The following is a 15,049-nucleotide window of genomic DNA, read 5'->3' as shown; positions in this document are numbered from 1 at the left end:
TAAACCACGGGGAGCACGGGGAGTGAAAAATATTGGAAAAACAGAAGACGTTCTTACCCTTTTACCTGCCTTTCCCTGCGTGCCCCGTGGTTTGAATTCTTTTGTTATGGATTCTTACAAAGAATTGCTGACTTTCCTGGGGCGGGAAAACCAACTGGATTACATCATGTTTTTTTCATCGCCCGGGCGATAGATGGCATATCCGCGTCCGCTGCGTTTGGCCGCGTACATGGCCACGTCGGCGTTACGGCACAGACCGGCGACGTCCCCCCCGTGCTGCGGATACATGGCGATACCGACGCTGCAAGCAATGCTGAGCGAGTTTTCGCCGACCTTGAAAGGCGATTCCATGACCTTCAGCAACTTTTCAGCCACCTTCATGGCGCCGGCCGCGTCCGTCGAGGGCAGCACGATAGCGAATTCGTCGCCGCCCAGCCGGCCGGCGGTGTCCGACTGCCGCAATATGCGCCGCAGTCGCATGGCGACCTGCTTCAACAGGCTGTCCCCCGCGTCGTGCCCGTGCTTGTCGTTGACCTCCTTGAACCGATTGAGGTCGATCATCATGAGCGAGATGACTTTCTTCTCGCGCTTGGCGATATGGATTCCCTGTTGCAAGCGGTCCTCAACCAGCGAACGGTTCGGCAGGTCCGTCAGCATGTCGTGCATCGCCAAGTGCTCGAGCTCCTTCACGGCGTCAGCCAGAGCGGTGGTACGCTGGGCGACGCGCCGCTCCAGTTCGGTATTGAGGGCCTGCAGTTCGCGCTGGTATTCGTCGGACTGCAACTTGGATTTGGTCAGTTGATCGAACAGCTCGGCATTCTCGATCGTGTAACTGACCTGGTGGGCAAAGAGCGTGAGCAGGTCGAGGTCGCGCTGGGTGAAGTCCTTGCTGCCGATCTTGTTGATGCCGGCGATGCCGCCGAGAAAATGGCGCTTGCCGATGAGCGGCACAAGAATGATAGTGCCCGCCTCTTTCTCCCACCGGTTTCGTTCTTCCTCGCTCAGCTCTTTGAGTACGCCGTGCCACCAGGGACGCTTATTGCGCCACACCCAGCCGCAGACGCCTGTGTCCAGCGGCAGAGACTGGCCCACAATCTCATCGGCGTTTTTTCCACAGCCGGCGCGGTAGGTGTATTGGGCGAGTTTCTCGTCCAGCACCGGGATCAGCACGGTCTCGGCGAGGATGAGCTTGCGCGCATGGTCGGCGACCACTTGAAACACATTATCAAGACTGAGCTCGCCGCTGATGGCCTCGGCGGTTTCTCGCAGCATGGCGATCTCGAATTCGCGATCGCGTAGCTGGCTTTCCAGCAGAAATATTTGACTTTCCTTTTTCAATGTAGACCCCTGCCCTGGGCCGCCCCGGCTTGTCTGGACGGATTCATGGAGTACAACCTGTAGGAAAAGTGTAGATCAGGAAACGGCGGCTGTAGTGTGTGATCGGCGCCGGAAAATCAGGCTTTTTCCGGGGTGTAGCGGCGAAAACGGATTATTTATCCCGCGGCTCGATATCCATCATGCGCTGGCGCAGGCGCACCGGGCGACTGCCCAGACGATGGTCGTACACGGTAGTGTAGGACATGACGTTTTTCACGTAGTCGCGTGTCTCGCTGTACGGAATCAACTCGACCCAGATATCAGCCTCCATGTTGTGCTCCGGCACCCAACTGTTGACGCGGTTCGGGCCGGCATTGTAGGAGGCCGTGGCCAGCACCTGGTTGCCATTATTGCGACCCAGCACTTCCTTGAGGTAGCTCGCGCCGAGGCGCAGATTGTTCTCGACGTTCAGGATCGCGCGGTTGTTGTGGATGGGCATTTTGATCTTGCGCCCCGTAAGCCGGCCGGTGGCCGGCATCAGTTGCATCAGGCCGAGCGCCCCGGCGGAGGAACGGGCATCGACCACGAAGGCGGATTCCTGGCGCACCACGCCATAGACCCAGCTGGGATCGATGCCGGCCTCGGAGGCGTTGGCCTCGATGGCGTCCCGGTACAAAATGGGGAAGCGCAGCTCGAGATCGTCCTGATGATCGCTCTTCGCCACCGTGAGGATGGCGCGGTCGTGCCACCCCCACTGGCGCGCAATCACCGCCGCCACCGCGAGTTCGCGGTTGTTCATGCGTCGCATGGTCCAGATCCATTGACGACGTGCATCGATAACCTGTCCCATCTGATACAACTCCTGCGCCATCTGGATGCCCGGACGCGCCAGCATGGCGCTGATTTCCTCCGGGCTGGCCTCGGTGCTGACGTGTTGCATCGAGTAATCCGCATCAACGCGATCCGCGGCAAGGAAACCGTAATAACTGCGGTCGCGCGCCAGCCCTTTATACAGGCTGCGCGCCTCGCTTTTGCTGCCCGTGGCCTCAAGGATACGCGCGCTCCAGTAGCGCCAGCGGCTATCGCTCTGCTGCTCCTCGCTCAGCCCCGCGATGAAGCGCTTCGCCGTCTCCCACTGGCCGGCACGCAGTGCCGCTTTCACCCGCCACAGGTGGAGCGATTCGTCCGCGGGATCGGCGGAAACCTCCGACAACCACACCAGCGCCTGGGGCAGCTGGTCCTGCGCCGCCAGGATGCCGATATGACGCATGACATAATTATCGTCCTCGCCGAAAAACTGGTACTTGCCCTTCAGCAAGTACCACTGGATCATCGCTTCCTCGGGGTCGCGGTAGGCGAGGCGCACGATGCCATGCTTGACCACCATGCGCGCCACCGGCGTCTCGACCGGATAGGAAATATTGTGCAACTCACGCACCGGATCGCGATGCATGTCCTGCCAGCGCCGGGCCCACACCCTCTCGGATGGATCGAGATGGCTGGCGATCTCGCCGGCGAGTCGCAGATTACGCGCTTCCATCGCCAGGCGAATACGCGCCCAGATTTTCTCGGAGGTCATGTGGCCGGCCTTTTTCCAGGCGCTGAACACCGGGTCGCAGGCCCGCGGCAACTGCTTGCCCGTGAGCCAGAGTTGCTCGGCCTCGGCCATGAGTGTCGCCTGCTGCTCGCTGGACTTGAGCAGATGCGACAGTCGCATGCACTGTAATTCCGGCTCGTCCTCGATGTCCTGGTACTCCATGAGAAAGGTGGGCCAATCGCCGCGGCCGGCCAGTACACGCAGCCATTTCTTGCGAATGGTGTCGCTGATCGGCGCCTGGCTGTTATCCGCGAGGAAATGCCGTATGTCCGCGGCAGGCGTGGATGACACGCGGTTTTTCAGGGATTCGTATTCGAGATAACCGCGCAGAATGTAGCCATCCAGTCGGCTGTAGAGTGTCTTGAAACGGATGGTTTGTCCGGCCTTCAAAACCTCCAGCGCGGTGAGATAATCGCGGCGGCGGTTTTCCTCTTCCTCGGTTATTTCCTGAGCAAAAGAGGGATGAATCGCACCGGACAGGCCGAACATAACCAGAAAAAAGAGGAAGTATTTCTGCATGAAACCTTATTATAGGTAAGAACAACTGAAATAGGCGGCGCCGAACGGTAAGATTATTGCCATCAATCATGGAAACGATCAATCCCACCACCGGCGAACGGTTGAAAAGCTTCGACACATGGAGCGAGCAGCGGGTGGAAGCTGCCCTCGCCAGTGCGGCGACGGCCAACCCGGGCTGGCAGGCAACGTCGTTCGCTGAGCGCGCGCGGCTGTTCCATAGCGTCGCCGCTGAACTGCGAAATAACAGCGCACACTATGCCGGAATCATCACCCTCGAAATGGGCAAGGTCGTCAGAGAGGCACGCGCCGAGGTCGAGAAATGCGCGTGGGGCTGCGAGTTCTACGCCGAGCATGCCGAGGCCTTTCTCCGACAGGAAATTATCCAGACCGATGCAAGCTCAAGCTACGTCAGCTATCCGCCGCTCGGCACTGTGCTCGCCATCATGCCGTGGAATTTCCCCTTCTGGCAGGTGTTTCGCTTTGCCGCACCGAGCCTGATGGCGGGCAATACAGCACTGCTGAAGCACGCCTCGAATGTTCCGCAGTGTGCGCTTGCCATCGAGGAGATTTTTCACAAGGCCGGATGTCCCAAAGGAGTTTTCCAGACGCTCATGATATCCGCCGCGCAGGCGGAAAAAATCATCGCCGACCCGCGCATTCATGCCGTGACGCTGACCGGCAGCGAGGCGGCTGGCAGGAAAGTCGCCAGCGCCGCCGGCGCCGCGCTCAAGAAAACCGTGCTGGAACTCGGTGGCTCGGATGCCTTCATCGTGCTCGCCGATGCCGATCTGGAACAGGCAGCGGATGTCGGTATCGCGTCACGTTTTCTCAACTGCGGTCAGAGCTGTATCGCCGCCAAACGATTTATTCTGGTAGAGTCGATCGCCGAGACCTTCATTGAAAAACTTAAGCACAAAACCCACAGCTTGCGCATGGACGACCCGGTCCGCGAAGACACCCAGATTGGCCCCATGGCACGCGCCGATCTGCGCGATCAGCTGCACAAACAGGTGACCGATTCGGTTACGGCGGGCGCCACGTTCGCGCTTCACGGCGGGCCGGCGGCAGGACCGGGATTTTTCTATGAACCGACGATCATTGACCACGTCCGGCCCGGGATGCGCGCCTACGAGGAAGAACTATTCGGCCCGGTGGCCGTTGTCATTCGCGCCAAGAACGAAGAAGACGCCGTACGCATCGCCAACGACAGCCGTTACGGATTGGGAGCGAGCGTATTCACGCGCGATGTAAAAAAAGGCGAGCGGCTGGCGCGGCACATTCAGTCCGGGTCAAGCTTCGTCAATGGCATGGTCAAGAGCGACCCGCGCCTGCCCTTCGGAGGAGTAAAGGCCTCCGGCTACGGGCGCGAACTATCCGTGCACGGGATGCGCGAATTTGTAAACGTGAAAACTGTCTGGATCAGATAACCAAAATAAAACGGCCGGGGTATCCCGGCCGTTTAAATTACTAACAACTTAATTCTGCTTCAGAACCGGTAGATGATTCCCGCGCTAAGAAAGTTCACTTTGTAAGCGTCCACCACAAATTGCTCTAGTTCGATACGTGCCCCGATAGTATCGGAAAATTCATACTGCAAACCGAGGCCAGCAAAAAACTCAGTATCGGTCGCGCCGGCGAATGTGCCGGTACTGCCCGTCGTGGTTGTGAGCTTCGATTCATTCCGGGAAAATCCCAAATGGATAATGACGCCGAGCGGGTCGGTAATCGGGATCCTTCCAGTGAGCCCCAGGGTAAATGTCTCGAGCTCATGAGTACCTGTGTACGCTGAACCGCTGGAAGTACCTGTTGCCTTCGTGGTGCCGAGATCAATATAAGACACCTCAACCGCGACATACTCATCCCACAGACGATAGCCTCCAAAAATCTTCCAGGCTGAATCTTCATTGTCAATCGTGCCGGAAAAGCTTGAGCCGGTAATTTTCGCTTGCCTAGTTTTGTTTTCAGCCTGGCCCAAGCTGATTCCCGCATACCAGTCGTTGGCCATGGATGCGAACGGATACGCCATTGCCAAACCGGCGATCGCGATCTTCGCAAGAAATTGCATACGCATGATTCTCTTCCTCCTCCAGAATATATTTAAAGTGAATTGTAGGGCTCGCGCCGCCCCGGCCCTTTTGGGCGGGGCAGGAAGCCAGACACCTTATTGTTACGGGCAAACAATACCGTCCGTTCCCGGTAACGTCAATGACAGCAATAACCGACTGAACTTCTCAAGGTGATTGCGTAAAACATGAGGTGATGGCGCCGAAAATGGTTACACCGGTGTCATGCCTAAGCTTTGTTACGGTAGGCCCGCCACATCAGCCAGAACCCAAACAATACCATCGGCAGACTCAATACCTGCCCCATGGTCACCCAGTCGAAGGCCAGATAGCCCAGGTGCGCGTCCGGTTCGCGGGCAAATTCCACCAGGAACCGGAACCCGCCATAACAGAGCAGAAACAATCCTGAAACAGCGGACGTTGGGCGTGGCTTGCGCGCATAAATCCACAGAATGACAAAAAGTGCGATCCCTTCCAGCATGAACTCATATAGTTGCGAAGGATGTCGTGGCAGTGGCCCGGCGCCGGGAAACACCATGCCCCACGGAACATCGGTGGCACGTCCCCAGAGTTCGTGGTTGATGAAATTGCCGAGTCGACCCGCGCCGAGACCAAGCGGCGTCAGCAGCGCAACAAAATCAGCGATAACAAAAAACGTGCGACGCGTTTTACGTGCATACAACCACATGGCACAGATGACGCCGAGCAAGCCGCCGTGAAACGACATGCCACCGGACCAGATGTAAAACACCTCCAGCGGATGGTTGCTGTAATAGGCAAGATTGTAGAAAAGGACATAGCCGAGCCGGCCACCCAGAATGACGCCGAGCGCGCCATAGAAAATGAAATCAGCGACTTCTTGTGGCTGCCAACCGGAATTGGGGCGCTTCGCACGATACACGCCCAGCCACCAGGCGCCGAGGAAGCCGATGAGGTACATCAGTCCATACCAGTGCACCTTGAGTGGACCGAGGTGAATGGCGACGGGATCAATATCGGGTGCGAGCATGGCGCAGCATTATCGGTCAGATGAAGGCATGAGACCAGTATCGAGACGTGCGAATAACCATGAGCTTAGAGCGCCCACTATAAGACAATCCGGGCCCTATTCGATATAGTCGAAGGTCAGCGTCAGGAATGTTGTTTCATGAGCACACCCACACACACCAATCATCCCGGCAATCGGTTGATTCACGAGACCAGCCCGTATCTCCAGCAACACGCGCATAACCCGGTGGACTGGTACCCCTGGGGCGCGGAAGCGCTGGAGCGGGCGCGGCGTGAAAACAAGCCGATCCTGGTTTCCATCGGCTACTCGGCGTGTCACTGGTGCCATGTGATGGAACATGAATCCTTCGAGGACGAAGAAGTCGCGCGCGTGATGAACGAGCTTTTCGTGTGCATCAAGGTGGATCGAGAGGAGCGTCCCGATCTCGACAAGATTTATCAGACCGCGCACCAGATCCTGGCGCAACGCCCCGGCGGCTGGCCGCTCAACATGTTCCTCACGCCCGACGACCAGATGCCGTTTTTCGGCGGGACCTATTTCCCCAAGACAGCCAAGCATGGCTTGCCCGCTTTTACCGACCTGCTGCGTCACGTGGCCGAGGTCTACGCGAAAAAACCGGATGCCATCCGCGAACAGAACCTTTCCCTGCGCGATATCTTCGGGCGTCTGCAACCACCGGGACCCGCGCCCGGCGTGCACCTTGGCCCGGAAGTGCTTGATCAGGCCCATGCTGAATTGCAAAACCAGTTCGACGCACGCTACGGAGGATTTGGGAAAGCTCCCAAGTTCCCGCACCCCACGTCGTTGGAATTATGCCTGCATCGCTGGGCACACAGCACCCACAACGGCGCGGAGGACAAGGATGCCCTGCACATGGCGCGGCACACGCTGACGGCCATGGCCCACGGCGGGCTCTACGATCAGGTCGGTGGCGGCTTCTGCCGCTATTCAGTGGACGAGCGCTGGGAAATTCCGCATTTCGAAAAGATGCTGTATGACAACGCGCAGTTGCTGATGCTCTATGTCGATGCCTGGTTGGCCACCGGCGAATCACTGTTCCAGCGCATTGCCGTCGAAACCGCCGAATGGGTGATGCGGGAAATGCAGTCGCCCGAGGGCGGTTACTATTCGGCGCTGGATGCCGACTCCGAAGGGCACGAGGGCAAATTTTACGTCTGGACGGCGGATGAAATCCGGAAATTGCTGACGCCGGCAGAATGGGACGTGGTGGAACAGCGCTTCGGTCTGCCGGACACGCCGAATTTCGAGGGCCAATGGCACCTCAACGTACGCGCCGACCATGCCGCCATCGCCGACCGCTTCCAGTGCCCGGAAGACGAGGTGGTCGCGCGCCTGGAGTCGGCGCGGGAGAAACTGTACGCCGCGCGCGAACAGCGCGTTCGTCCCGGACGCGATGAAAAAATTCTTACCTCCTGGAACGGACTCATGATCCAGTCCATGGCGCACGCCGGCCGGGCGCTGGAGCGGCCCGATTTTATCGCCTCCGCCGAGCGCGCGATGGATTTCATCCGTACGCAGCTGTGGCGCGACCAGCGTCTGCTGGCCACTCACAAGGACGGCAAGTCACATCTCAACGCCTATCTGGACGATCACGTGTTCTTGATTGCGGCGGCACTCGAATTACTGCAGGCCGGTTTTCGCCGCTCCGTTCTGGATTTTTCCATCGCGCTGGCGGACAGTGTGCTCGAACACTTCGAGGATGAAATTCACGGCGGTTTTTATTTCACTGGCGACGATCACGAAAAACTTGTCTACCGTCCCAAGCCGGTATCGGATGACGCCATCCCCTCCGGCAACGGTGTCGCCGCGCTGGTGCTCGGACGACTCGGTCACCTGACCGGCAATTTCAATTATCTGCATGCCGCCGAGCGCACTCTGGAGGCGCTGTATTCGGGCATGCTGCAACAGCCTTCCACGCACGGGGCACTGCTGCTGGCGCTGGAGGAACAGCTCTCACCGCCACAGACAGTCGTGCTGCGTGGAACGGCCGAGGCAATGCGGCCATGGCAGACCATCGCCAGCGGGCATTATCATCCGCATCGGGTGCTGCTGGCGATACCGGCCAACGCTGAAAATCTGCCCGGTATTCTGGCCGAACGCACGGCCCGAAACGTCGTCACGGCCTATGTCTGCGCCGGGCATGCCTGCTCCGCGCCAGTCAGCGAGCTGGCAGAATTTGAAACAGCGCTAAAATAACGATTGGCGTGATGGCAATAACCTCCGGAGAATTTCATGGGTGAATCTCGTACCGGTGTGCGCGAGATCAGCATCGAGGAATTCGACGAGATGATCGAAAACCACGACGACCTGCTGATCCTGGACGTGCGCGAAGTCGCGGAATTTCGTCGCGGACATATACCCGGCGCACTACAGATTTCACGCGAAATACTGGAAAGAGCGACAGATGACGCCAACCGCTCGTGGTTAGATGGATTGCTCGAGGCACGTCAAAAATCGTTGGTACTCTGCAGCCAGGACGGTTCATGCAGCGCCGCGTCAGCGGACAAGCTTCAGGAAATGGGATTTGAAAAAATATACAGCCTCGCCGGCGGAATCAACCGCTGGGAGGCGCAAGGTTTCGCGCTGGTCAGAGAATAAGTATTCCTGAGCATAACACCCACACGTACAGACCTGTCTTTACACCTGTTTTTGTCATTCTGCAGCCCGTGTGGCATGGAATATGCAAAACAATCACTTACACGCGAGCTCCTCAGGGAGCTACTCTTATCCAAGTAACCCCGCATGGAACCACAACCCTCAACCAAAGTCGCTATCGCTGACGTCGCCCCGGCGACCAGTCTTGGCTTCGTTCCGAGAGCCCGCCGCTTGTTCACAGCGGCCAGAATGCTTCAATCGAGAGAGAAAATCCGCATCCGCGAGGGAATAGCGCAGATCCCCGGATTGATGGCGCTGTTAATGAAGCCACGTAATGGATTGAAATGGACCAAGGCTGAGCGCGCGGAATTGCGTACACAACTGAGTCGGCTTTCACGGCTGAGTCTTTATCTGGCGATGGCGGCCCTGCCATTCACGACTCTTACACTTCCGTTGGTTGCCTGGTGGCTGGACCAACGCCAGAAAAAACGTTCCTGAATTCCGTGAATTTTCCGTTTCAACGAAAATAAATCAAATACCCGGCCAACACCCCGTAAAACAGCAGCATGGCCAGCAGGTTCCAGTGGCCATTGTTGCGGTATAAAACATTCCAATTAAAAAACCTCACGGCGGGATCAAACAGCCGGCCGAACGCAGGCAGGAAACGATTCACGCGCGCGCAGTAATCACGATACGGCTGCCCCAGCAAACCCGCCAGACGTTTTTCTTCGCGGCCCACGCGGTTGACCATATAAAAGTAATAAAAAACGACATAGGCGGGGGTGATGTAGATGTAGTTATCGCCTAACAACAGCACGATACCCAGAATCAGGAAGAACCGTCCAAGATACATCGGATTACGCACCAACACATAAGGTCCGCGCGCCGTGAGTTGTTCGTTCTTCACCAGCGAAGCGAAAGACCAGAGCTGGATCGCTTCGCCGAAGAGCGAAATCAGAAAGGCGGGGAGCAACCGTGAAACATCCGCGTTGAGCGCCAGCAGTGCCAGCACCCCCAGAAACAACACGTAGCGAAGTTTGAGAAATATCTTCCGCGCGAGCGGATGATTGAAAAAACCGTGGATAGCGTCGAGCATAAAATTATTTTTAATCGATCAGAAATAACGGTCGGCCAGCACCAGCGCCCAGACCACCACCACGAGAAACAGCGCCACAAAAACCGCCGCGGACCCCAGATCCTTGGCCTGCCCGGACAGTTCGTGCCGATCCTGGCCGATTCGATTAACCACCACCTCAATCGCCGAATTCAGCAACTCGACCAGCAGCACCAGCATCAGACTGCCGACCAGCAGTGACCGCTCCACCCCGTCGCGTCCGAGCCAAAGCCCAAGCGGCGCGAGCATTACCAACAGCGCCAATTCCTGTCGGAACGCCGCCTCGTTTTTCAACGCCACCCTGAACCCGGCGGCGGAATAACCCGCCGCACGCCAGATGCGACCCAAATTCAACAAATCTTTCAGCAGCGTCATGCGTCAGCCGGCCCGTTTCCATGTAAGGTCGAGTTCACGCGCCGCGCGCACGTCGTCCAGGCGTTTTACCGGCAGCGTATGCGGCGCACCCTTCACGATCTCGGCATTGGCGCGCGCCTCTTTCAATATTTCCTCCATGGCGGCGATGAAACGATCGAGCTCCTCTTTCGCTTCGGACTCCGTCGGCTCGATCAGATGACACTCCGGTACCAATAACGGGAAGTAGGTCGTCGGCGCATGGAATCCCTTGTCGAGCAGCCGCTTGGCGAAGTCCATGGCGTTCACGCCGGTTTCATCCTTGAGCTTCTTGAAGGTCAGCACGAACTCGTGTGTCGCACGGCGCTTCGGATAGGCCAGGTCGAAACCGCGTTTTGCCAATTCGGCCATGATGTAGTTGGCATTGAGCGTGGAGAATTCAGCAACACGGTGCATGCCTTCGCGCCCCAGCAGCCGCGCGTAGACGTAGGCACGCAGCAGCACGCCGGCGTTGCCCATGTAGGCGGAAAGCCGGCCTATCGTCTTGGGACGGGTTTTTTCTGTTTCCCAAAGATATTTGTCCTGCACCTTACCCACGATCGGCACCGGCAGGAATGGCTCAAGCCGGGTATTCGCCGCCACCGGACCCGCGCCCGGACCGCCGCCGCCATGCGGCGTGGAAAAGGTTTTGTGCAGGTTCATGTGGATCACGTCGAAGCCCATGTCTCCCGGCTTCACACGCCCAAGAATCGCATTCAGGTTCGCGCCGTCGTAATACAACAGACCACCGGCCTCGTGCACAATCTTCGAGATTTCCTCGATCTTGCGTTCGAACACACCGAGCGTGGAGGGATTCGTCAGCATCAATCCCGCTGTTTGCGGCCCGACTGCCGCTTTGAGCGATGCGATATCCACGTCGCCGTTTACGTCAGTCGGAATTTCGCGCACGGCGTAACCGCACATGACCGCCGTCGCCGGATTGGTGCCATGTGCCGCGTCGGGTACCAGAATTTCCGTGCGCACCTTGTCGCCGCGCGATTCATGATAGGCGCGGATCATGGCGACACCGGCGAACTCACCCTGCGCGCCCGCCAGCGGCGTGAGTGACACCGCTTTCATGCCAGTCACATCCTTCAGCATTTCCTGAAGCTCGTGCATGCACGCGAGAAAGCCCTGGCCGGTGGATTCCGGCGCGTACGGATGCCGTCCCAAAAGATTCGGCAGCATGGCGAGCTTATTACACGCTCGCGGGTTGTACTTCATGGTGCAAGAACCAAGTGGGTAGAAATGCGTGTCGATGGAGAAATTCTTCTGCGACAGCCGCGTGTAATGCCGCACCGCCTGCATCTCGGAGACTTCCGGCAGCAGCGGCTTTTGCTTGCGCCGGAATTTATCCGGAATGTCTTTCACCTCCGCTTTAGCAAGCGGGGCCTGCGAATAATTTCGGCGGTTGGTTTGTGATTGTTCAAAAATCAGCATAGGCGTCTCTCGATTAACTCAGCCGGTTATTTGAGCGTGGCCAGAGCGGCGTCGTAATTCGGTTCCTGCCTGATCTCCGGCACCAGCTCGGTGTATATCACCTTGTCGTTTTCGTCGATTACAACAATTGCCCGGGCCGTGACGCCCTGGTACAGACCGTCCAGCAGCAGCATGCCGTAGTCCCTGGCGAAATTCCGGTCGCGCATCATTGACAGTGTCTTGACGTTGTTCGTGTTCTCCGCAGTACAGAAACGCTTCTGAGCGAACGGCAGATCGGCCGACACCATGATGATCACGGCGTTGGCGTGTTGGGCGGCATACTCGTTGAATTTGCGCGTCGACAAGGCGCAGGTCGGCGTATCGATGCTGGGGAAAATATTCAGGAGCTTCTTCTTACCCTTGAAATCGGCGAGCGATACGTCCTTCAGGTCGGCATCCGTGAGGCGGAAGTCGGGCGCGCGGCTGCCGACCGCCGGCAGGTTACCGCTGGTATGAACCGGATTTCCGCGATGGGTGATATCGGCCATAAATCACCATTACTTCAGCACGGCGAAAGCCTTGTCGTAGTCCGGCTCGACGGTCAGCTCGGGCCCCATTTGCGTGTACAGCACCTTGTCGTTCTCATCCAGCACCAAGGTGGCGCGCGCGCAAAGTCCGGCAATCGGGGTGTCTGTCAGCAGCACGCCGTAGTCCTTGGCGAAATGCCGGTCGCGCATCATGGACAGCGTCACCACGTTCTTGAGCCCCTCGCCGGTGCAGAACCGGCCCTGGGCGAAGGGCAGATCGGCAGAGATGACCAGCACGACCAGGTCATTGCGGTTCTTGACGAATTCATTGAACCGCTTGGCGCTGGCCGCGCAGGGTCCAGTGTCGAGCGAATGCACGATGTTGAGCAGTTTTTTCTTTCCTTTGTAATTGGCGAGAGTGACATCCGAGAGATCCCCCGCCGTGAGTTTGAAATCCGGCGCCTTGCTTCCGACCTTCGGCAGTTCACCGCTGGTGTGGGCGGGTTGTCCTTTGAATAATACCTGGGCCATGGTCGCGTCTCCTTGAGTTAAGCGTTGGGATTGGTTTTGATGGCACACGGCGGATCGAGCCGGCGCTTGCTGACGATGCGCTCCAGATGGAACGCATATTGATTGATGTCCTCCGGCGTGCGGGTTTCGGTCGCGCATACCAGCAATGACTGACCGAGGTGCGGATAATGTTCGGAAAGATCGTATCCGCCGAGGATGCCCTGGGCTTCGAGTGCGCGCAGAGTATCGGATACCGGCGCATCCAGTCGCAGCACTGTCTCGTGGAACACCGGGCGATTGAACACACGTGTCACACCCTTGATCGCCGTCAGCTTCTCTACCAGTGCGAGTGTGTTGGCGTGAGATGAGGCGGCGACCCGCTCCAGCCCTTCCGGTCCCAGCAACGCCATATAGATGGTCGAGGCCGCCACTACCAGACCCTGGTTGGTGCAAATATTCGAGGTCGCCTTGGAGCGGCGGATATGTTGCTCGCGCGCCTGCAGCGTCAGGGTAAATCCCGGCTTGCCGTCCTTGTCCACGGTGCGTCCTATGATACGCCCCGGCATCTGCCGCACCAGCGCCTGCTTGCAACACATGAACCCATAATAAGGTCCGCCGGATGACAGCGGCGCACCTAATGGTTGGCCTTCGCCCACGGCGATGTCGGCACCCTTCGCGCCCCACTGGCCCGGTGGCGTCAGCAGCGCCAGCGCTGTCGGATTCACGAGCCCGATGGCGAGCATGTTGTGTGCGTGCGCCCAATCGGTGAGCACGTCCACTTCTTCCAGCACACCAAAGAAATTGGGCTGCGGGATGACCAACGCGGCAAACTCGTCGCCTTCATATAGCTTGAGCGATTCCGGAATGATGTTGCCGCACTCCATGCACAGCGGAATTTCCACCAGCTCAATGTTCTGGTTCGCGACGATGGCATGCACCACGCGACGGTAAATCGGATGCACCGTGGTGGGCATGAGAATCTTGCGCGCCTTCTTGTGTGCGCGCACCGCCATCAATACCGCCTCGGCCAGCCCGGAAGCGCCGTCGTAGAGCGAAGCATTGGAAACATCCATGCCCGTGAGCGAGGCCATCATGGTCTGGTATTCGTACAACAGTTGCAGCGTGCCCTGACTGGCCTCGGCCTGATACGGCGTATAAGCCGAATAGAATTCACCGCGCGTGACGATTTCCCACACCGCCGCCGGGATATGGTGTTCGTAGGCGCCGGCGCCGATGAAATTGAGATAGGCCCCGTCCTGGTTGGCGCGCGTCTGCATCAGGCGGCCGATATCCATTTCGCTCAGCCCTTCCGGCACTTGCGTCAGTTTGCCGGCACGGAGTTTTTCCGGAATTTCATCGAACAGATCGTCAATCGCATTGACGCCGATGCTTTTCAGCATCGCTTTCACGTCAGCGTCGGTATGAGGAATGAACGGCATAATAAAATCCTAATAAGAAGTTTTCACCGCAAAGGCGCTAAGGACGCAAAGAAAAACATAAAACATTAAAAATATTGAACCTGGTACTTTTGACTTTCTTTGCGCTCTTTGCGTCTTTGCGGTGAATTTAGTGCTTTTCAGATGCAACTAACGCCTCGTAAGCCTTAGCGTCGAGCAGCGCATCGAGCTCAGCCTTGTTCGCCGGTTTGAGGCGGAACATCCAGCCGGAAACATAAGGGTCCTTGTTCACGGTCTCGGGTGAGTCGGCCAGCGCGGCATTGGCCTCGACGATCTCACCGCTGATGGGCGCATACACATCCGAAGCGGCCTTCACCGATTCCACCACGCCGCATTCCTTGCCACTCGTGACTTTGGTCCCGGCCGGCGGCAGATCCACGAACACCATGTCGCCCATGAGGTCCTGGGCGTGGTGTGTGATGCCCACGGTTACGCTGCCATCGGCATTTGGTTTAACCCATTCGTGTGATTTCGTGTACTTCAGATCTTTTGGAATATTGCTCATGGTTTT

At 57.9% G+C, this 15,049-nt stretch carries 15 protein-coding genes; 4 read left to right on the top strand and 11 right to left on the bottom strand.

The genetic code is table 11. The features are described from left to right. Positions 1 to 159 precede the first annotated feature (159 nt). Positions 160 to 1,338, bottom strand: a complete 1,179-nt coding sequence (locus NUV55_RS04080) for a sensor domain-containing diguanylate cyclase (RefSeq protein WP_296670628.1) — start codon at positions 1,336 to 1,338, stop codon at positions 160 to 162. A gap of 151 nt (positions 1,339 to 1,489) precedes the next feature. Beyond that, positions 1,490 to 3,433, bottom strand: a complete 1,944-nt coding sequence (locus NUV55_RS04075; RefSeq protein ID WP_296670625.1) for a transglycosylase SLT domain-containing protein — start codon at positions 3,431 to 3,433, stop codon at positions 1,490 to 1,492. Between the two features lie 68 nt (positions 3,434 to 3,501). On the opposite strand from NUV55_RS04075, the gene NUV55_RS04070 reads away from it, so the two are divergent. Then, complete coding sequence (locus tag NUV55_RS04070) at positions 3,502 to 4,860, top strand: NAD-dependent succinate-semialdehyde dehydrogenase (RefSeq protein ID WP_296670623.1); 1,359 nt, start codon at positions 3,502 to 3,504, stop codon at positions 4,858 to 4,860. Between the two features lie 59 nt (positions 4,861 to 4,919). Here the strand turns inward: NUV55_RS04070 and NUV55_RS04065 are convergent, their stop codons facing one another. Next, entirely contained in the window at positions 4,920 to 5,504 is a 585-nt protein-coding gene (locus tag NUV55_RS04065) for an outer membrane beta-barrel protein (protein ID WP_296670621.1), read from the bottom strand. 221 nt (positions 5,505 to 5,725) lie between these two features. Continuing rightward, on the bottom strand, positions 5,726 to 6,505 hold the full coding sequence (gene lgt, locus NUV55_RS04060) for a prolipoprotein diacylglyceryl transferase (RefSeq protein ID WP_296670619.1): 780 nt from the start codon (positions 6,503 to 6,505) through the stop codon (positions 5,726 to 5,728). A gap of 138 nt (positions 6,506 to 6,643) precedes the next feature. On the opposite strand from lgt, the gene NUV55_RS04055 reads away from it, so the two are divergent. From NUV55_RS04055 to NUV55_RS04045, 3 genes are all read left to right on the top strand, one after another. Continuing rightward, positions 6,644 to 8,722: a thioredoxin domain-containing protein gene (locus NUV55_RS04055; protein ID WP_296670617.1), complete on the top strand. Its 2,079-nt coding sequence runs from the start codon at positions 6,644 to 6,646 to the stop codon at positions 8,720 to 8,722. Positions 8,723 to 8,758: 36 nt separating this feature from the next. Continuing rightward, complete coding sequence (locus tag NUV55_RS04050) at positions 8,759 to 9,124, top strand: rhodanese-like domain-containing protein (RefSeq protein ID WP_296670615.1); 366 nt, start codon at positions 8,759 to 8,761, stop codon at positions 9,122 to 9,124. A 144-nt stretch (positions 9,125 to 9,268) separates the two neighbouring features. After that, the gene (locus tag NUV55_RS04045) at positions 9,269 to 9,619 is read left to right on the top strand and encodes a hypothetical protein (protein ID WP_296670614.1); all 351 of its coding nucleotides are present in this window, start codon (positions 9,269 to 9,271) and stop codon (positions 9,617 to 9,619) included. 19 nt (positions 9,620 to 9,638) lie between these two features. Here NUV55_RS04045 and NUV55_RS04040 read toward each other — a convergent pair whose 3' ends face one another. The 7 genes from NUV55_RS04040 to gcvH all read right to left on the bottom strand — a co-directional run bounded on the left by NUV55_RS04040 (position 9,639) and on the right by gcvH (position 15,043). Beyond that, on the bottom strand, positions 9,639 to 10,217 hold the full coding sequence (locus NUV55_RS04040; protein WP_296670612.1) for an isoprenylcysteine carboxylmethyltransferase family protein: 579 nt from the start codon (positions 10,215 to 10,217) through the stop codon (positions 9,639 to 9,641). 18 nt (positions 10,218 to 10,235) lie between these two features. Beyond that, positions 10,236 to 10,610 carry a diacylglycerol kinase gene (locus NUV55_RS04035; protein ID WP_296670611.1) on the bottom strand — a complete coding sequence of 125 codons (375 nt, stop codon included), beginning with the start codon at positions 10,608 to 10,610 and terminating at the stop codon, positions 10,236 to 10,238. 3 nt (positions 10,611 to 10,613) lie between these two features. Then, positions 10,614 to 12,065, bottom strand: coding sequence for an aminomethyl-transferring glycine dehydrogenase subunit GcvPB (gene gcvPB / locus NUV55_RS04030; RefSeq protein WP_296670609.1), 1,452 nt, complete (start codon positions 12,063 to 12,065; stop codon positions 10,614 to 10,616). A 26-nt stretch (positions 12,066 to 12,091) separates the two neighbouring features. Beyond that, positions 12,092 to 12,592, bottom strand: coding sequence for a thiol peroxidase (gene tpx, locus NUV55_RS04025; protein ID WP_296670608.1), 501 nt, complete (start codon positions 12,590 to 12,592; stop codon positions 12,092 to 12,094). A gap of 9 nt (positions 12,593 to 12,601) precedes the next feature. Further along, on the bottom strand, positions 12,602 to 13,102 hold the full coding sequence (gene tpx / locus NUV55_RS04020) for a thiol peroxidase (protein WP_296670606.1): 501 nt from the start codon (positions 13,100 to 13,102) through the stop codon (positions 12,602 to 12,604). A 17-nt stretch (positions 13,103 to 13,119) separates the two neighbouring features. Beyond that, positions 13,120 to 14,520, bottom strand: a complete 1,401-nt coding sequence (gene gcvPA / locus NUV55_RS04015) for an aminomethyl-transferring glycine dehydrogenase subunit GcvPA (protein ID WP_296670605.1) — start codon at positions 14,518 to 14,520, stop codon at positions 13,120 to 13,122. A gap of 127 nt (positions 14,521 to 14,647) precedes the next feature. Further along, positions 14,648 to 15,043, bottom strand: coding sequence for a glycine cleavage system protein GcvH (gene gcvH, locus NUV55_RS04010; RefSeq protein ID WP_296670603.1), 396 nt, complete (start codon positions 15,041 to 15,043; stop codon positions 14,648 to 14,650). Positions 15,044 to 15,049 lie beyond the last annotated feature (6 nt).

The sequence above is a fragment of the Sulfuricaulis sp. genome (assembly GCF_024653915.1).
In the GTDB taxonomy this organism is placed as follows: Bacteria; Pseudomonadota; Gammaproteobacteria; order Acidiferrobacterales; family Sulfurifustaceae; genus Sulfuricaulis.
This window is presented reverse-complemented; position numbering and strand designations above follow the sequence as displayed.